We start from the raw sequence: 17241 nt of genomic DNA, 5'->3' as shown, positions 1-17241 counted from the left end.
AGACATCGATAATTTTTTGGCGAAAATCTACGGAATAGGGTCTCATAGGAAGCTGGTAAGTTCTATTATTTGTCTATTTGCTTTCCATTGTACTTCATAGCTCCAAGAATTGCTATAATGTCAGTGTAAATAGGTTTATTTTTTTCTCTATCTGTACCTGTATATTCAAAGAAAAAACCCTTTTCATCTTCTTCTGTATTAAATAAATCTCTCCCTTGTTCTCGATAACAAGATGTTATTATTTTTTTTAGACCTAACTTTTTAAAGTTTGCAGCAAAATACTTAAAAAAGTTACTAATTCGGGGGTCATCGCAATTGCAATAAACTACTTTATTTTCAAAATGACTTTTATAGTGTTGCAACTCACTTTCTATATCTGAAAGTTGTGTATAAAACTCGTCACTTTTTAGTTTTTTAGCATTTTGCAATAATTTATTTGTCGCATTTCTTACCATGTTCAACCTTTTTTGATTTAATAAATGTTTTGTTTTTAGTTATTTACTTTTGCTTATCTGATTAAATATTTCACTGCCTAATACTTGAAGAGAGGTTTTAGAAATTTTAAGCATAATATCAAACATTTTTTTGATAAGTAGGGAGGAACAATTATTTGTAGGATGGGTTAGCGGTAGCGTAACATGATCGGGGGTTGGTTTTCATGCTTCTAACTTCACAGTTTCCATCAATGTGCATGGTGCGTTCCCCAAAAGCGAGCGCTTTGTAGCAGGACTTGCATTAGGGAACGCACCCTACGGCGATAGCGATCGCCTCTCCTTATCCCCAAAAAGCGATCGCCCTTGGCGTTCCCATCCCAAGCAATGACAATTTTAAAGTTTAATCAACAAGATGACAGCGATCGCACTACAAGATCGGCAATCATAGTTCAATTCCATTGATCCAAATTTCATACTCGCTTATATCAACTTCATCATTCCAAACGATTCCGCTACCTGATGGATCAAGTTGAAAGTTTTTAAAGAAAGCATAGTTTTTAAGGGAAGAAAACATCGTTTTTTCTAGTAGATTTTCACAGTTATATTTTCTAGCTTGATGATTAGAAAAATGCACCAATAGAGTATAATTTTCAATGATTTCGGCTGATGTTATTTTGGGATAAAGCATTGTTTTATTTCAAGGGTGGTAATTTATTAAATTCTTGAGTGTTCCACATTTTCAATAATTCTGATTGATAGATTGTTGCCCATTCTACAACCATTTTTGTGGCTCTATTAGGTAAGTCTCCTTCAATGATTTCTAAGGTTTCCAGATTAAATAGGGCGTTATATTCTCCATAAATCGCATGAAAATGGGGAGGTGGATGATCGGCAAAAAAGATTTTAATGATAATTCCATAAAATCGAGTAATTTCTGGCATAAATCTATTTTTATAAGTCTTGCTTTATGACAAAAATATTATAACAAAGCTTGTTGGGTTTTGTTACCTTGACCTAAACGACAAGATCAGCGATCTGCTACGCAGTGCCTTCGGCATCGCCTCTCCTTATCCCCAAAAAGCGATCGCCCTTGGCGATCCTATCCCAAGCAATGGCAGTTTTAAAGTTTAATCAAGAAGATAACGGCGATCGCACTGCCATCAATGTGCATGGTGCGTTCCCCAAAAGCGATCGCTGGAGCAATAGGACTTGCATTAGCGAACGCACCCTACGGCGATAGCGATCGCACTACAGCGGCAGATGCTGCTTCAGAACGTCGCGGAGTCGGGCAGCGTTCGGCCCAGCTGGATCGAAGGCGCGTAGCTCCTTGCCCTGAGCAGTGTAAATGTAGGCGTTGTTGCATTCGTAGCAGAGGGTCGCCGCGAAGAGCAGGGTATCCCACTCATAGAACGCCAGCCCCCACGGCGGAAAGTGGCAACGCGCCGACTCGCCTGGCTCAAGTTCCCGAAAGAGGCGGATCACTCGCTGAGCTTCAACTCCAAGAAGAAGATGTCTCTCGCTGACGTGGCGCCAGAACGTGTCAGGCCAGCCCTCTTCAGGAACTATACTGCCAGGCAAACAAAACAGCTCTACCCCATCGGCCTTGCCGATGGGGGTCTCCCAAGCCGGTGTATTCCAATTCCACTTCATGTGCTGTACTCCTACTACTTTCCGGGTTCGCTCCTTAACTACTGACCTTTCGCACCGCCTAACTACATATTATACAGAAACTTTCTGTCTAACAGTCTTCAGAGTAACGATATGGGTCAACTTTCGGCATACTACCCCATTTTAGCGCAATCGCCGGAACTTTTCCCCATATCATACCCAAGAGCTTATTAGCCAGATTAAACAACGTCTTTTAAGTGGATTCCTAACAACAAGCTGAAATAAAATAGACTTTTCGGGAAGTGTAGCACTAAGTCTTCAATCCACCCCACAATTACCTAATTTTCGGGGAAAAAGTGCCTAAATTTTGCCACCGGCTGGCACTTTTTGAGGACAAAAAAGCCTACAAGTCTTCTCCCACAAGGTTTTTAGCTCTATTCAGCCAACCCTATTTATTGGTGTACTTGCAAATGAAGGACATAATGACCTAAAATCAGGTTATCTGACCATAATTCGTACTCTAGACGCAAATATTCGGGGAAATTATTCCCCTCTAATTTGAGACTACGGGTATAGTTGCGGAGGCGAAAAGCGTAACCCGGTTGAGAACTTTCGGCATTTAACCAGAAGCGACTGACACCAAAAACCCCTTGCTCCCAAAAATGACGATAGGCGAATCTTCCCTGGCCCTGCATGGTCATAATTACCCGATTGGCTGAAATTTCTAGCCAAATTAACTTATTTTGATTATTTTCGGGTTTAAGTGTCTCTATTTCTGCGAGAGCGACTGGTGGTTGATTGAGGAGAAGATGAAACCAGTGGCGATCCTTTTGGTAGAGGGTAGCGGCAGTGTCTAAAGTGGAGAGGATGGGTAGATCTGTCGAGAGCAGACAGAAGGAAACGGGACGGCGGTGATGAGCAAGCATAGACTAGACTTAATGGTGTCCTTATCTCCACAATAGTGGATTCTCCGCCCACCGCTACCGGCACCGGAAATTTTTTTGAGAAAAAATCCAGAAAACACTTGCATTATTGAGGGACTTATGATTATAATTATTAATTGTGAGTAGCTTTCCTCGGTAGCTCAGTGGTAGAGCGGTCGGCTGTTAACCGATTGGTCGTAGGTTCGAATCCCACCCGGGGAGTTAATCAAAAATAGTAGCAGCAATAGTTTCTTATTGCTGCTTTTTGGTCTTACTAGAGAATTTCAGCGATCGCATTTTCTGGACCGACTAGAGAAATGTAAGGATTTTGAAAATATTTACTGGCTACCGATCGCGCTTGTTCGGCAGTAATCTGATTAATAGAATCTGGGAAAGTGCGATCGAATTCAATCCCCAAACCTAAGCTTTCATACCAACCGTATAATTGAGCGATTTCGGCGTTAGTTTGTTTACCGAGAGCATATTGACCCAATAACTTATTTTTAGCTGACTGTAACTCCTCTTCACTCAAAGTTACTTTATATAACCTTTCTGCTTCCTGACGCAATCCCGCCACTGCGATCGCTGTGTTTTGGGGTGCAGTTCCCATATAAATGACAAATTGGGAAGAATCGAGACGGGTGGGATAAAAAGCAGAAACATCGTAGGCTAATCCCCGTTTTTCTCGCAATTCCACGAATAAACGACTAGATAACCCATTCCCCAGATAGGTACTCAATAATTTTAAAACCGCATAATCATCCTCTTGTACAGAAGAGCCGGGGTATCCTAACATAACGATCGCCTGTTGACTAGCTTGGACGGTAGTTAAACAGGTGGGCTGAAAATCAAAAGCGGCTGGGGGTAAACTAGATAAAGGAAGATCGGGAATTGACCAACTGCCAAAAATTTCCGTCACTGCTTTTACTGCTTGCTCTAGGGTAATACGGCCGGAAAGACTAATTACCAAGTTATCGGGACGGAAAAAGCGACTATGATAGGCCAGCAGGTCATCCCGTTGCAATTGAGCAACCGTTGCCTCCGTACCCAATAAAGACATACCATAGGGGTGATCCGGGTACATAGCGGCGCGTAATTGATTAAAAGCCACATTAAAAGGCTGTTCCAATTGAGAGCGAATGCTTTGACGGGTGAGATTTTTCTCTAATTCGATTTCTGGAGGGGGAAAACTGGGAAAACGAATAATTTCCGCCGCTAGACGCAATATATCTAAAAAATCCTTGGTAACGGTCTTTAAACTAACCACAAAATAATCAGTCCCCGTGTCCGCACTTAAACCGGCCCCCGTGGACTCAATGCGATCAGCAATTTCTAGGGAAGATAACTTTTCTGTACCTTTGGTGAGCAGCACTGCTAACAGACGAAATAAACCCGCTTTTTCGGTTTTTTCCCAACGAGTACCCGCATTTTTGAGAAAAATCCTCCCTGCAACCAACTCCACGGCCGTATTTTCCACCACTAAAAGAGTGATGCCATTTTCTAAGGTTAAGCGGTGAATGGGGGAAGCGGACATCGTTTATTCACAGGGTTGCATTACTGTAATAGCATATCGCTCCGGGGAGAGATACTGACGAGCGAGACGCTGGAGATCTGACGGTTGCAAACTTTGGATAACTTGGGGATAGATCGTTGCTAGGTCGGCAGCTCTCAGGGTTTGATAATATCCATAGAGTCCCGCTAATTGGCCCGGGGTTTCTGTGGAGAAAATATAATCGTTAGCTAATAACTGTTGAGTGCGGTGTAATTCTGCGGGGGTGACGGGATCATCGTGCAGATGTTGGATATGTTCACAGATAATGCCTTCAATTGTCTCGATTTGTGAGCTAGATAGCCAAGCGCCGATGGTAAAGAGACTGGAATCTCGTTGCAGGGAAAAATTACTGTTAATATCGAGGACGATTTGCGCTTCTTCCCGCAGCTGTCGCACTAACCGCGAACAGCGTCCCCCGGCAAGAATTACCGAAAGCAAGTCTAATCCAAAGGCATCTTCTAGGCGATCGCATCCCGGTCCCATCCATCCCATCAAGAGGCGAGAATGTTCTAGGTGGGATAAATGTACTTGGGAACGACGAATTTCGATCAGGGGGGGTTCGGCAGCCACTAGATGGGAGGGGGATTCTGAGGGGACGGGAAATTCCCGAAAAGATTGCCGGATAATTTCTAAAGCTGCTTGGGGTTCAATTCCCCCGATAATCGCCACACACATATTTTCCGGTTGATAATAGGTGCGATGGAAACAGCGCATTTGATTGGGGGTTAATTGCTCTAAACAGGGTTGATCACCTAGAATAGAGCGTCCGTAGGGATGGTTTTGATAGATACTTCCGCAGAGGGTTTGGTAGGCAATCCAATCGGGATCATCATAACAGGCCCGTAATTCTTCTAAAACTACATCTTTTTCCCGATAGAATTCCTCATCGTCAATTTCAGCATGGAGGAGAATTTCGGCCAGATGGGGTAGGGTATGTTCAATTTGGTCCACACTGGTGGTGAGATAGAAGTGTGCGTAATCGTGACTGGTGGCAGCGTTGGTCATTCCGCCACAATTTTCGATTAAATAGTCAAAGAGTCCGGGGGGAAGTTTTTTTGTCCCCTTAAAGATCATGTGTTCGAGAAAATGGGCCATACCTAACCATGGTTCGGGTTCAGCGATCGCACCTGCTTTCACCCACACATCTACTACCACCACAGGAGTCACGGGTAAATACTGATGAATTACGGTTAAGCCGTGATCTAATTGCCATACCTGAGCGGGAAAAGAACTTGTTTGACACTGCGCTATCGACTTGATCAATGTCCGTTAACCAGATTTTTTGTTAAATTCTATACTTATGCTATCTTATCTCTTGCCTGCTCAACCATTACAAAAATTTTGTCATGATTTCTAGACAATTCCCCCAAATATCAGCCTTATCGGTGATCAGTGACTCGGTGATCAGAGGTGAGTTTTCGGTTCACTGATTACTGATTGCTGTTTACCGCTCCCTAATTACTGATTACTGATAACTGAAAAACCCCCTATGACAGAAAATAGAGATAACTTCAACGAAACTTATAATGCACTAATTGATCGCATTGTCAATCTAACTTTGGAAGGAAAAATTAGGGCTAAATCACAGGTTTATAACCTTTTAGCCGAGGGAGTAAAAAATGGCACAGGAGAAATTTTTGAGCGTTGTTTAACCGAAAAAATAATCGTTACTCGCTCACAGTTAGAAACAAAAATTAAAGCCAGTAGAGTTTTGCGGGCCCTGGAAACGATCGAAAGTGAATGGGAAAAATATCAAAAAACCAATCAGCAAAATTCTCTCACTGCAGCGGCGATCAATAATCTGGTAAAAATCGATCGAGAGGATCGTTTACTGACTTTAGTAAATTTAATTGATCCCAATCAAAATAATGCTTTAACCCTAGAACAATTGCAACAGTTAGCCAAGCATTTACAGACAGTTTCTCAGCAGCGGGGAGAAGCGGATTTATGGCAAATTGCCACGGGGATTAATCTGGGGTTAAATACTTGGTCAAATTTATCGAATGATCTCACCAGTTGGCTCTACGAACAAAATCGCAATCTTGGTTTTACTAATGATAATGAGCGAGTGACTCCTTGGCAAATTTGGGCAAGTAAAGTTAATCCCTCTTGGTTAAAACGAGTATTAGAAAGTTTAGCTAATCAACAAGCTTTTGATCCTCTCACTCAGGATTTAACTTTAACCGATTGGGTAGAAACTGCTATTGTTTTTCAATATATCCAAAGAGGACTAATTAACTTTTTTGATCAGCGCATCTATAGCGAAAAATTAGGAGCCAAATTATCCATTTCTACCTTTCTCACCTTTGCTTTAATTTGGTCGCTGTTAACCAATAGTTTCGAGCAAGTTAGTAAAAATTCTCTCTATAGTCGGGGCTGTTTTCAGATGGCTTTACAAATTCTGAGAACCTTTGCTCAACGGGATTATTTTCCTTTATACGGGGGAATTTTTGCCTCCTTTTCTGGTAGTTATCTCAAGGAGGCCTTAGATTATTTATCAATTCCTCTGCGTTATGTGGAAGGCACGGGAGAAAAGGCGAGAATTTTAACTTTAATTGCCTATTCTAATCGCATTCGCGGCGACTATCCACAGGCCAGAGAATGTCATCAACAAGCTTTAGAAATTGCCCGTCAACAACAGGATTATGCTTGTGAAATAGCTAATTTAAACCATTTATCCCGTCTCAATGCTATCCAGAAAAACTATGCAGAAGCGATTAATTTAAGTCAGAGAGCTTTAATTTTAAGTCGTCAACAGGGTAATAGTTTAGGACAGGCTAACGCTTTAGCTAATTTGGGTTATAGTCAGGTACAGGAAGCGCAACAGTTAGAGAGATACGATCCCGAAATTTATCAAAGTTCGATCGAGTATTTACAGCAGGGATTAAAGTTAGCGGAAAGTCTCCAAGATTGGCAGAGTAAATCCCTTTGTTGTAGCAGTTTAGGTTTAGCATATCTTGTCCTCGAAAGACCCCAAGAAGCGATTAATATTCTCCGGCAAGGATTGGAATCGGCCAAATACTACGGAGATGTATATCTGCAAGGTTTATTACTAACTTATTTAGGCGAAGCTTACTATCAAGATAAGAATTTTGAACAGGCAATTTATATGGGTTCTCTAGGAATGTATTGGCTACACGAAATCGGTGCAGTAGAATGGCGACAAGCTGCTAGTCTATTAACGGTTATTCGCGGCAAAAATATCGCAGCTTTTGAACAGACTTTCAGTCTGGAACGTTCCTCCCTGATTAAATCAATTGGACTGGAAGGCTACCAATATATCTCAGAAATTCTCAGCAAATATCAACAGGGTAATTAGTGAATACACAGCCTAAATTATTAATTAATCTCTCGGTACTTTTTCCCCAACCCACGGGAATCAGTACCTACATTCTTAACCTCTTACCCTACCTGAAAAATTTAGAACCAACCCTACTAACAGCTAATAGTTATCCCGACTTTAACTGTTATTCTATCCCCAAAGGTCTCGGACCCGATCGAGGAGCGAAAGGTCATTTAAAACGCTTACTCTGGACTCAGTTTCGGTTATCGTCAATTTACCGACAATTAAAGGCCAATTTACTCTTTTCTCCCCTTCCAGAAGCGCCGATAAATTCTCCCTGTCGCTTTGTCGTCATGGTCCACGATTTAATTCCCCTGCGGTTTCCCAGTTTTACTTCCCCCTTAACTCACTATTTCCGTTATTATGTGCCGCAGGTATTACAACAGGCAAAACATATTATCTGCAACTCTCAGGCAACGGCCAAAGATATCACTGAATATTATCAAATTCCCGCCGATAAAATTACTTCTATTCCCCTAGCCTACGATCATCATCACTTTCGCCCTATGGAAGATAATAAGCCAGAACATCCCTATTTTCTCTATCTCGGTCGTCCCAATCCCTATAAAAATTTACCGCGTTTAATCGCCGCTTTTGCCCAACTGCCCCCAGATTTAACAGATTATCATCTTTGGATTGCCGGCAGCTTTGATCGCCGTTATACCCCCAATTTACAACAACAAGCGCGGGAATTAGCAGTCAGCGATCGCATTAAATTTCTCGACTATATCCCCTACGATCACCTACCCAAAGTTATCAGTCAAGCCACTGCTTTAGTCTTCCCTAGTCTCTGGGAAGGCTTCGGATTGCCCGTTTTAGAGGCTATGGCCTGCGGTACACCCGTCATTACCTCAAATTTGTCATCTTTGCCAGAAGTCACGGCAACAGCGGCAATTTTAATCGATCCCTATCGAGTCGAGGCCCTGGCCGATGCCCTGAAAATTATCGCTCAAGATCGACAATTACACTCAAAATTAAGTCATCTAGGCAAAAAACGGGCCGATGAGTTTAGTTGGCAAAAAACTGGTCTAGCTACAGCCGCAATCTTAAATCAATATCTAGGGTGTGCTTAACTGACAGCGTTTCCCGTCAAGATGAAGTTTAACCTGATCGGTCATCGTCGGAAAAAGAAAAATAATTTGACAGATCGGCAGCATTTGCTGTAGGATTGATGATCGTGACCTCAATTGGAGAGATGGCCGAGCGGTTGAAGGCGCAGCACTGGAAATGCTGTTTAGGGGTAACTTTAACGAGGGTTCGAATCCCTCTCTCTCCGTACCCAAAGCACCTCATAGGTAGGGTTTGCGGCAAAAAGTAAAAAGTAGGGTGCGTTAGACGGCAAAAATTGCTGCTTTGACTTGAAGGTGACAATCCGTCGTAACGCACCACCTATCATCAACTAAGTAGGGTTTGCGGCAAAAAGTAAAAAGTAGGGTGCGTTAGACGGCAAAAATTGCTGCTTTGACTTGAAGGTGACAATCCGTCGTAACGCACCCCCTATCATCAACTGTGTGGTTTCTAGATTCCCTCTGGGGACTTATTCAGCAAACCCTAATTTATAATTCCCACTGCTCCCTGCTCCCCATCTCCCCATCACCCACTCTCCTATACTTTTTAAACAGGATTTAGTCTAATTCCCCATCGGTAAACCATCTTTACACTTAGCTAACCACTCCAATAAACTATCTAACTGCTGTGATGGTTTTACCAATCCTAAACCCCTAACCGTCACCTGTTTGGGACTATAAACAAAGCGTGATTGTATATGTTGGGGTAGGTGTTCTTGTAATAATTTCCACGCTGGTTCCTCCATAGGAGTTTCGAGGATAATATGCTGTTTTCCATCGGGTTTAATTCGCGAAAAACCGAGGGATTTAGCCAGATGTTTTAACTCGATTACCTTAAATAATTGTGCCACTGGGGAAGGAATTGCCCCATATCTATCCACTAAATCCGCAGCAATTTGTCCTAAATTTTTCTGAGAATTGGCAGTAGCGATCGCCCGATAGACATCCATTTTCTGCTCCGGATCGGATATATAATCGTTAGGAATAAATGCCGTCAATTTCAGATCGATTTGGGTATCCTCCACTTGAGGAATTTCTTGACCTTGAATTTCTCGCAAAGCTTCCTGTAACATTTCCATATATAGATCAAAACCGATCGCTTCCATTTGTCCCGATTGTTCCGCACCTAATAAGTTACCCGCACCGCGAATTTCCAGATCCCTAGTTGCTAATTGATACCCCGATCCTAACTGGGTAAATTCTTGAATTGCCTTTAATCTTTCCCGAGCGGTTTCTGTTAGTTCTGCCTTGGCCGGATAAAGTAACCAAGCGTGCGCTTGTACTCCCGATCGCCCCACCCGTCCCCGCAGTTGATAGAGTTGCGCTAAACCGAATTTTTGGGCATCTTCAATGATAATCGTGTTAACTCTGGGAATATCTAACCCCGACTCCACAATAGTCGTACAGACTAAGATATCCGCTTCCCCATTATTAAAAGCTAACATGGTGGTCTCTAATTCGGACTCATCCATACGACCATGGCCGATGGCAATTCTAGCACCCGGAATCATCCCTTGAATTGCTGCCGCTTTTTCTTCAATTCCCTCGATTCTTGGTACTACATAAAAAACCTGTCCCCCCCGATCCAATTCATTGCGAATTGCCGTTCTAATCACATCAGAATTATAACTGGAAAGGTGGGTCTGGATGGGACGACGAGAGGGAGGGGGTGTGGTAATTAAACTCATTTCTCGCACCCCAGAAAGGGACATATAAAGAGTCCGGGGAATCGGTGTCGCACTCAAGGTTAACACATCAATATTACTTTTAAAAGCCTTAATTTTCTCCTTTTGATTGACCCCAAAACGCTGTTCTTCATCAATTACCAATAATCCTAAATCTTTAAACTCCACCGCTTTACTCAATAACAACTGCGTCCCCACTACTATATCCAATTCCCCCGTTTTCAAGCGCTGGACGATATCTTTTTTCTCGGAATTGGTGCGAAAACGATTTAATAAACCCACATTAATGGGATAGGGGGCAAAACGCTCCTTTAGGGTGTGATAATGTTGTTGGGTTAAAATCGTTGTTGGTGCTAATAAAGCCACCTGTTTATGACCCGTGGTGACAGCTTTAAAAATAGCACGAATCGCCACTTCTGTCTTACCAAAACCCACATCCCCACAGACTAATCGATCCATCGGGCGATCGCTTTCTAAATCCCGTTTCACATCCTGTATCGCTTTCAGTTGATCGGCAGTGGGTTGGTAGGGAAAAGAATCCTCTAACTCCCGCTGCCAGGGATTATCCATCGGATAGGCAAAACCCGATTTTTGGGTGCGTTGGGCGTAAATATTGATTAAATCAACCGCTAACTTCTTAACCGACTTCCTGACGCGAGCTTTCGTCGCTTCCCACGCTTTGCCAGAGATTTTATGTAATTCAGGCTCTTGACTACCTGTATGACGATAACGGGAGAGATTATCAACAGAATCGGCAGGAACCCGCAATAATCCATCGGCATACTTAATAACTAGATAATCTCGACCTTGCACTATTCCGCTAATTGTGCTTTCCTGCTTTTCTAGTTTGATAAACTGCCCGATGCCATGGTGTTTATGTACTACAAAATCGAGGGGACGGAGTTTGTTCACGTCCACCTGTACCGAGGCTGCTTGCCGACGTTTGCGGACGTAACCAGCAGTATTTAAAAGATGTTGTCCGAAGAACTCTCGATCGCTAACGACGACTATGCGATAGGTGGGTAGGATAAAACCTTCTAATTCAGCTAATCCTGAGTATTTTAGGGCTGTAGCGGTGTTTTGAATGATTAATCGCTCGATCGCCCCAAAATCGAGGGGATTGGGGATAAATTGGGCTGGGCAGTCGTGTTCCTGTAATAACGAGACTGTACGGGAGGGTTGGGCAGATATTAACCATGTAGCGTACTTATTTACTTTAATACCGCTATAAATCTCTCTTTTTCCCCGTAAAATTTCCGCTAGTTTGGCGAATTGCCCCGGATTGGTGGGAATCGGACGACTGGAGAGATTAAGGCTATTTTCGGACAGGTGATCGTCTATTTCTGAGAGGTAGAGATGGGGAAATTTAACCGATATTTGCAGAGATTCGCCAAAAGAACGGTGAATTTGCGGTAAAGCTGGTTCTATCTCTTGCCAGCGTTCCCCAATATATTCTATCCAGCGATCGCTTCTAGCTTGACAGCTTTCCAGTTCATCAAAGGCAATAAGGGTATTTTCGGGGAGATAATCCAATAAAGAAGCAGGTTGACGGAAGGCCAAGCCTAAAAATCGCTCAATTCCCTCTGGATAAATGCCATTAGCCAATTTTTCTCGCTCTTCAGCCTCCAAATAATCGGCCACTGTCGGGGGAAGAGAAGGGGCAATCATCGCTGCGAAGCTAGTGGGAGTAAGAAGCAGATTGGGGATAGAATCGAGGGATCTTTGGGTGGCAGGGTCAAATTCTCGCAATTTTTCCAATTCATCGCCGAAAAATTCTAACCTGACCGGTAATTCTGCCGAAACTGGGAAAATATCAACGATATCGCCGCGACGACTCCATTGTCCTTCGGTTTCTACCAGTGAAACCCGTTCATATCCTAATCTAGCTAGGGTTAGATCGAGGTTTTTGGCTTCTATAACCCTTCCTACCGCAAAATTATCGCTATACTGCTCGAAAACCTCTCTAGGGGGTAAATGGGGCTGCAGGGCCTTTTCGGTGGTAACGATCGCAATTCCGGCCTCTTGATGACTGATTGCCGATAATACCTGCATCTGTCCCCAAATCATCTCGGATTCCCGATTAAATGTCTCGTAGGGGCAAGCTTCCGAGGTGGGATAAAAGAAAACACCTTTCCACGTCATCGCTTCTAATTGTGCCGCCCAACGTGCCGCTTCTTCCAGATTGGCACAGATAATTAAAAGATTTTTTCCTTGACAACGGGCGAAAGCTGTGCTTATTAATCCTTTCGGTAAGCGGGCAAGACCAGTTAGGGTTAAATTGCCGTTTTTCTCCAGTTTTTGGATAAGTTCGGCAGTTAAAGGCGATTTTTCAATGTTGCGAATAACGGAGGCAAAAGTCATTTTTTAGTGATCGGCGCTCGGTTTTTAGTTAGGGTTTGCGGCAAAAAGTTTTTCGTGGGGACAGGGTGTGGGGTGTGGGGTGTGGGGTGTAGGGTGTGGGGTGTGGGGTGTGGGGTGTGGGGTGTGGGGTGTGGGGTGTGGGGTGTGGGGTTTTACCCATTTTCAGGCGGTCAATTACCTAATTTTCAGGGAAAAAGTCCCTGAATTTTCCCCCCGCTCACTCCCATGTCCGGTACTTTTTGATTTCCCAAAAAGTCTAAAAGTCTTACCCAACACGGTTTTTAGATTTATTCAGCAAGCTCTAGTTAAGCTCTACTGAATTTAAACTGCCTCTTGGGAGTTTTAGTACAAATGCTCAGGCTTCCTCTCCCTGCTCTGGTGCAGTCTTAACGAGTATCAGTTATCAGTTCACCCACTACTTTTTGGGGTTAATTCTTTTGGGCTTTATTTGACTTGACCAGAGGGGGGTCGCAGGCGCACGGATTTTCCATTATCTATATAATATCATGTCAAGCCCTAGTTAGCAAGAGAAAATTTTTTAATTGGGAGCGAAAGATCGAAGGACGAAAAACCAGTACATCTATACAGAGATATTTTCAGAATGATAACGATTCTCACCGACTGTGATAAGATCAGAATCATAATCAGACTCAGTTAATCCGATGGGTAAAAATTTCCAGTTAACAGCGATCGCTTTAACCCTGACTATAGCCAGCTTAACAGCTTGTAGTGGTCCCTCGGTCAAGGAAGAGGAAGCAAAGACACCCTTACAGGTGACAGTGAGTATCGTACCGCAGGAATATTTCGTCAAACGCATCGGCGGTGATAGAGTCAGTGTTAATGCCATGATTCAACCCGGGACAGATCCCCACACCTATGAACCAAAACCCGAACAATTAAAAACCACAGCCCAATCGCAAGCCTACTTTAAAATCGGTGTATCCTTAGAAGATGCCTGGAAAGATCGCTTAAACAGTGTTAACCAACAGATGTTAATCGTCGATACCAGTCAAGGAGTAGATAAAATCCCTTTGACAGCAGAACATGATCACGATCACAGCAAGGAAGAAAAACATCAAGAAGGAAAAAACACCCTAGATCCCCATATTTGGTTATCACCAAAACGAGTCAAAGCACAAGCAGAGACTATTTATCAAACCCTAGCACAACTCGATCCGGGTCAGGAAGCTATCTATCGGGCTAACTTGGAAAAATTCAGTCAGGAATTAGACGCATTAGATCAAGAAATTCGGCAAAACTTGGCAGGGATCAAAAACAAAAAATTTATGGTGTTTCATCCTGAGTGGGGCTATTTTGCCCAAGATTACGGTTTAGAGATGATCGCGATCGAAATCGAAGGCAATCAACCCAGTGCTGCCCAGTTAAGTCAACTAATCAAACAGGCAAAAAAAGAGAATATTAAAGTTATTTTTGCTCAACCAGAATTTAGCCAGAAAAGTGCCGAAACTATTGCTAGGGAAATTGGGGGACAGGTAATCCTTATCAGTGCCTTTGCTCAAAATTGGAGTGAAAACCTGCGACAAGTTTCCCAAAAAATGGCCACAGTTTTAAATCAGTAATTGTTTGTATATGTAGCTAGACACAATTAATTGCACATATCTAACTACCTCTTGCCTATTGCCTATTGCCTTTTGCCTATCCCAACCAAGAAGTTAATTTTGCCCTATTGTATATGTCAACGATCATTACCATTAATAATCTCTGGGCCGGCTACGAACAGGAACCCATCCTCGAAGATATTAATTTAACCATTGAAGAATTGGATTTTCTCGGAATTATCGGCCCGAATGGAGGAGGAAAAACTACCCTCCTTAAGGTTTTACTGGGATTAATTAAACCTTGGCGGGGAGAAGTCAGTATTTTGGGGCAAAGTGTCCAAAAAGGTCGGGAATTAGTCGGTTATGTGCCGCAGTTTGTCGAATGCGATCGCTCATTTCCCATCACTGTGGGTGAGGTGGTGAAAATGGGGAGATTGAGCAGCAAAAAACTCTGGCAAGGCTATAGTAAAAAAGATGAGGTAAGGGTAGATAAAGCTTTAGATAGTGTGGGAATGTTAGCGTTGAAAAAAAGATCGATTGCTGAACTTTCAGGAGGACAGCGCCAACGGGTTTATATCGCTCGCGCTTTAGCAGTAGAACCCCGTCTCTTGATTTTAGATGAACCCACTGCCAGTGTCGATCCCCAAATGCGTGCTAGTATTTTTTCCCTGTTGCAAGAATTGAATGAGTGGATGACCATTTTAATTATTTCCCATGATCTGGGAACCCTATCTACCTATGTTAAATCGATCGGTTGTCTCAATCGTCGTCTCTATTATCACGGCCAAAAATCTCTCACTGCCGCTATGTTAGAACGTGTGTATTGTTAAGTAGTCGTGCAAAATTAATTTCTTGGTTAGGATAGGCAAAAGGCAAAAGGCAAAAGGCAAAAGGCAAAAGCTTTATCGAAATGTGTAATTAATTTTGCTTAGGTACTTAAAAGTTTTCTCCTTTTGGGTTAAAATGGATTTCTGCTCAAGCTCATTGTTGAATGGCATTCACTCGTGTCTAAAAGGGATAAACTACTAGAACTACTCAAGAATAGTCCTAATAACGCAAGATTCAACGATATTTGTAAACTGCTAGAATTAGAAGGGTTTTCCCTTGATCGAATTACAGGTAGCCATCACATTTTTAAAAGAAATGATATTATTTTGATCATACCTGTTCATAATAAAAAAGTAAAATCTGTTTATATTCGTCGAGTCCTTGAAATTATCGGAGACAACTAAAGATGAATTATCCAATTATTATTTATCCCTGTGAAGAAGGCGGTTTTGTCGCTGAAATTCCAGCACTATCTGGCTGTTTGGCTCAGGGTGAAACCTTAGAAGAAACCCTAAAAGAATTACTGATGGTAAAAGATTTATGGTTAGAAACAGCCCAAAAATATAATCAAAAACTTCCCAACTTAGAAACAGAGATAGCGAAAATCAAAGCATTAAGCACTGTATAGAGCATTTTTGGGGGAATTGCGATCACTAATTGCCGTCTTGACTTAAAAAATAGCCAACTGCACGCTGAAGCTGTTCCATCCCTTTTTGCAGTTGGTCAATACGAGCCTTAGAGTCTTCCATTTGTTGAGCAGTAGCCTCCACAAACCGATCAATACGCCGATTCGTTGCTTCACTGATTTCCGCCAGACGTTCTATTCTTGCATCAATACGCTCCATATTGGCTTCAATACGGTCTAATCGAGAACTTTGCCACCACATTGACTTACCACCTTTAAAATAAGCCTTTATTGCCCCCAGTCTAGCAAATTTTTAGACAAATTAATCTCTTTTCATCGTGTGGTCGCTTTTTGGGGATGAGAAAGGGCGATCGTTTTTGGGGATGAGAAGAGGCGATCGTTTTTTGAGAAGGAGGGGCGAGCGCTTACAATAGGGGGCAAACTTTTAGAAAGCAACCTTTATTGCTATTCTTACTCATGCCCACTCTATCAAGCTTCTATGGAATAAAAATCACCATGAACTATAGCAATTCTCTGACTCATGAGGTACAGTAGCAACAGTGAGTAAACCAATTGCGAATATCTTTTTGAGTAACTTCTAACATAGCTAATTCAATCCCTTCTATTAAGTCTTTGTAAGTTCTCGCCTTCAGTTTTCTTAATATCGCTTTGACTTTTGACCAAAAGTTTTCAATAGGAGAGAATTCGGGAGAATAAGGAGGTAAATAGATGAGTCTAGCTTTTTCTTGTTCAATTATTTCTCTGACCATTTCTCCGAGATGAATCTTGGCGTTATCCATGAGCAAACAGTCTCCTTCTTTAATTTTTGGCAGCACTTCCTTCAGAATAAATCCTTCAAATGTTACCGCATCCACTGCACCGTATATGTTGACTGATGCCACAACTTTTTCTAAGCTTATAGCACTAATTATTGAAATATTTCTCCCTCTTTTTTGTGGTTTTCTTCCCCGAGCTCTTTGGCCAATTAAGGCTCTAGCATAGAGTCTCAAAAGGGCTAAATTCACCCCCGATTCATCGATGAAAATTAGTTTTGATGCCTCAATTTCCCTAACTTCTGACCAGTATTCCACTCTTTTTTGCTGCACCCTTTCACTTTCTTTTTCCGCCGCGTGTAGTGTTTTTTTTTGAAACTGTAATTGAGTTTTTGCGTCAGCCGCCCCAGGGTGGCTCTACTGACTTTCACCTGTGTCTTTTCATACAGTAAGTCCGATAATTCTTCGAGAGTTGCATCATTG

Annotated in this window: 16 protein-coding genes, 2 tRNA genes and 1 pseudogene; 9 read left to right on the top strand and 10 right to left on the bottom strand. The window is 42.5% G+C overall.

The window, feature by feature from the left end; all coding sequences use genetic code 11:
• Nucleotides 1–65: 65 nt before the first annotated feature.
• The 3 genes from EWV68_RS03675 to EWV68_RS03660 all read right to left on the bottom strand — a co-directional run bounded on the left by EWV68_RS03675 (nucleotide 66) and on the right by EWV68_RS03660 (nucleotide 1375).
• Nucleotides 66–455, bottom strand: coding sequence for an adenine-specific methyltransferase EcoRI family protein (locus EWV68_RS03675; RefSeq protein ID WP_425184097.1), 390 nt, complete (start codon nucleotides 453–455; stop codon nucleotides 66–68).
• Nucleotides 456–876: 421 nt separating this feature from the next.
• Entirely contained in the window at nucleotides 877–1122 is a 246-nt protein-coding gene (locus EWV68_RS03665) for a DUF2442 domain-containing protein (protein ID WP_002737254.1), read from the bottom strand.
• Between the two features lie 4 nt (nucleotides 1123–1126).
• A complete protein-coding gene (locus tag EWV68_RS03660; protein ID WP_002736965.1) occupies nucleotides 1127–1375 on the bottom strand; it encodes a DUF4160 domain-containing protein in 249 nt (82 codons plus the stop codon).
• A 104-nt stretch (nucleotides 1376–1479) separates the two neighbouring features.
• On the opposite strand from EWV68_RS03660, the gene EWV68_RS03655 reads away from it, so the two are divergent.
• A complete protein-coding gene (locus EWV68_RS03655) occupies nucleotides 1480–1674 on the top strand; it encodes a hypothetical protein (RefSeq protein ID WP_287168859.1) in 195 nt (64 codons plus the stop codon).
• A gap of 8 nt (nucleotides 1675–1682) precedes the next feature.
• Here the strand turns inward: EWV68_RS03655 and EWV68_RS03650 are convergent, their stop codons facing one another.
• Both EWV68_RS03650 and EWV68_RS03645 read right to left on the bottom strand, forming a co-directional pair.
• Complete coding sequence (locus tag EWV68_RS03650) at nucleotides 1683–2084, bottom strand: hypothetical protein (RefSeq protein ID WP_287168857.1); 402 nt, start codon at nucleotides 2082–2084, stop codon at nucleotides 1683–1685.
• Nucleotides 2085–2494: 410 nt separating this feature from the next.
• Nucleotides 2495–2968, bottom strand: coding sequence for a hypothetical protein (locus EWV68_RS03645; RefSeq protein ID WP_287168855.1), 474 nt, complete (start codon nucleotides 2966–2968; stop codon nucleotides 2495–2497).
• Nucleotides 2969–3115: 147 nt separating this feature from the next.
• Between EWV68_RS03645 and EWV68_RS03640 the strand changes: the two genes are divergently transcribed.
• A tRNA-Asn gene (locus EWV68_RS03640) sits at nucleotides 3116–3187 on the top strand.
• A 52-nt stretch (nucleotides 3188–3239) separates the two neighbouring features.
• Here EWV68_RS03640 and EWV68_RS03635 read toward each other — a convergent pair.
• Nucleotides 3240–4499 (bottom strand): M16 family metallopeptidase, encoded by a 1260-nt coding sequence (locus EWV68_RS03635; protein ID WP_287168853.1) that lies wholly within the window; start codon nucleotides 4497–4499, stop codon nucleotides 3240–3242.
• A 3-nt stretch (nucleotides 4500–4502) separates the two neighbouring features.
• A complete protein-coding gene (locus tag EWV68_RS03630) occupies nucleotides 4503–5780 on the bottom strand; it encodes a M16 family metallopeptidase (protein WP_287168851.1) in 1278 nt (425 codons plus the stop codon).
• 226 nt (nucleotides 5781–6006) lie between these two features.
• On the opposite strand from EWV68_RS03630, the gene EWV68_RS03625 reads away from it, so the two are divergent.
• The 3 genes from EWV68_RS03625 (at nucleotide 6007) to EWV68_RS03615 (ending at nucleotide 9136) form a co-directional block, all read left to right on the top strand.
• Entirely contained in the window at nucleotides 6007–7836 is a 1830-nt protein-coding gene (locus EWV68_RS03625) for a tetratricopeptide repeat protein (protein WP_287168849.1), read from the top strand.
• Entirely contained in the window at nucleotides 7836–8933 is a 1098-nt protein-coding gene (locus EWV68_RS03620) for a glycosyltransferase family 4 protein (RefSeq protein ID WP_287168847.1), read from the top strand. Before EWV68_RS03625 ends, EWV68_RS03620 begins: the two co-directional genes overlap by 1 nt.
• Nucleotides 8934–9049: 116 nt before the next feature.
• Nucleotides 9050–9136 (top strand) — tRNA-Ser (locus EWV68_RS03615).
• A gap of 354 nt (nucleotides 9137–9490) precedes the next feature.
• Here EWV68_RS03615 and mfd read toward each other — a convergent pair.
• Entirely contained in the window at nucleotides 9491–12973 is a 3483-nt protein-coding gene (gene mfd, locus EWV68_RS03610; protein ID WP_287168845.1) for a transcription-repair coupling factor, read from the bottom strand.
• Nucleotides 12974–13635: 662 nt separating this feature from the next.
• On the opposite strand from mfd, the gene EWV68_RS03605 reads away from it, so the two are divergent.
• The 4 genes from EWV68_RS03605 to EWV68_RS03590 all read left to right on the top strand — a co-directional run bounded on the left by EWV68_RS03605 (nucleotide 13636) and on the right by EWV68_RS03590 (nucleotide 15988).
• Nucleotides 13636–14553 carry a metal ABC transporter solute-binding protein, Zn/Mn family gene (locus EWV68_RS03605; RefSeq protein ID WP_287168844.1) on the top strand — a complete coding sequence of 306 codons (918 nt, stop codon included), beginning with the start codon at nucleotides 13636–13638 and terminating at the stop codon, nucleotides 14551–14553.
• A gap of 113 nt (nucleotides 14554–14666) precedes the next feature.
• The gene (locus EWV68_RS03600) at nucleotides 14667–15362 is read left to right on the top strand and encodes a metal ABC transporter ATP-binding protein (RefSeq protein WP_287168843.1); all 696 of its coding nucleotides are present in this window, start codon (nucleotides 14667–14669) and stop codon (nucleotides 15360–15362) included.
• A gap of 174 nt (nucleotides 15363–15536) precedes the next feature.
• A complete protein-coding gene (locus tag EWV68_RS03595; protein ID WP_008199366.1) occupies nucleotides 15537–15764 on the top strand; it encodes a type II toxin-antitoxin system HicA family toxin in 228 nt (75 codons plus the stop codon).
• Between the two features lie 2 nt (nucleotides 15765–15766).
• Nucleotides 15767–15988: a type II toxin-antitoxin system HicB family antitoxin gene (locus tag EWV68_RS03590; RefSeq protein WP_061431100.1), complete on the top strand. Its 222-nt coding sequence runs from the start codon at nucleotides 15767–15769 to the stop codon at nucleotides 15986–15988.
• 25 nt (nucleotides 15989–16013) lie between these two features.
• Here EWV68_RS03590 and EWV68_RS03585 read toward each other — a convergent pair whose 3' ends face one another.
• Entirely contained in the window at nucleotides 16014–16247 is a 234-nt protein-coding gene (locus tag EWV68_RS03585) for a hypothetical protein (RefSeq protein WP_004159852.1), read from the bottom strand.
• A gap of 277 nt (nucleotides 16248–16524) precedes the next feature.
• Nucleotides 16525–17241 (bottom strand): annotated as a pseudogene (locus EWV68_RS03580) (IS630 family transposase); the annotation flags it as partial.

The organism is Microcystis sp. M_QC_C_20170808_M9Col, from assembly GCF_007095495.1.
Lineage (GTDB): Bacteria > Cyanobacteriota > Cyanobacteriia > Cyanobacteriales > Microcystaceae > Microcystis > Microcystis aeruginosa.
Note: the sequence above shows the minus strand (reverse complement) of the source record. Positions and strands in the feature narration are given on the sequence as shown.

What these genes read in the sequence shown, in the direction of transcription:
- EWV68_RS03675 (WP_425184097.1), bottom strand. Translation starts at nt 455, where the DNA reads ATGGTAAGAAATGCGACAAATAAATTATTGCAAAATGCTAAAAAACTA.
- EWV68_RS03665 (WP_002737254.1), bottom strand. Translation starts at nt 1,122, where the DNA reads ATGCTTTATCCCAAAATAACATCAGCCGAAATCATTGAAAATTATACT.
- EWV68_RS03660 (WP_002736965.1), bottom strand. Translation starts at nt 1,375, where the DNA reads ATGCCAGAAATTACTCGATTTTATGGAATTATCATTAAAATCTTTTTT.
- EWV68_RS03650 (WP_287168857.1), bottom strand. Translation starts at nt 2,084, where the DNA reads ATGAAGTGGAATTGGAATACACCGGCTTGGGAGACCCCCATCGGCAAG.
- EWV68_RS03645 (WP_287168855.1), bottom strand. Translation starts at nt 2,968, where the DNA reads ATGCTTGCTCATCACCGCCGTCCCGTTTCCTTCTGTCTGCTCTCGACA.
- EWV68_RS03635 (WP_287168853.1), bottom strand. Translation starts at nt 4,499, where the DNA reads ATGTCCGCTTCCCCCATTCACCGCTTAACCTTAGAAAATGGCATCACT.
- EWV68_RS03625 (WP_287168849.1), top strand. Translation starts at nt 6,007, where the DNA reads ATGACAGAAAATAGAGATAACTTCAACGAAACTTATAATGCACTAATT.
- mfd (WP_287168845.1), bottom strand. Translation starts at nt 12,973, where the DNA reads ATGACTTTTGCCTCCGTTATTCGCAACATTGAAAAATCGCCTTTAACT.
- EWV68_RS03605 (WP_287168844.1), top strand. Translation starts at nt 13,636, where the DNA reads ATGGGTAAAAATTTCCAGTTAACAGCGATCGCTTTAACCCTGACTATA.
- EWV68_RS03600 (WP_287168843.1), top strand. Translation starts at nt 14,667, where the DNA reads ATGTCAACGATCATTACCATTAATAATCTCTGGGCCGGCTACGAACAG.
- EWV68_RS03590 (WP_061431100.1), top strand. Translation starts at nt 15,767, where the DNA reads ATGAATTATCCAATTATTATTTATCCCTGTGAAGAAGGCGGTTTTGTC.
- EWV68_RS03585 (WP_004159852.1), bottom strand. Translation starts at nt 16,247, where the DNA reads ATGTGGTGGCAAAGTTCTCGATTAGACCGTATTGAAGCCAATATGGAG.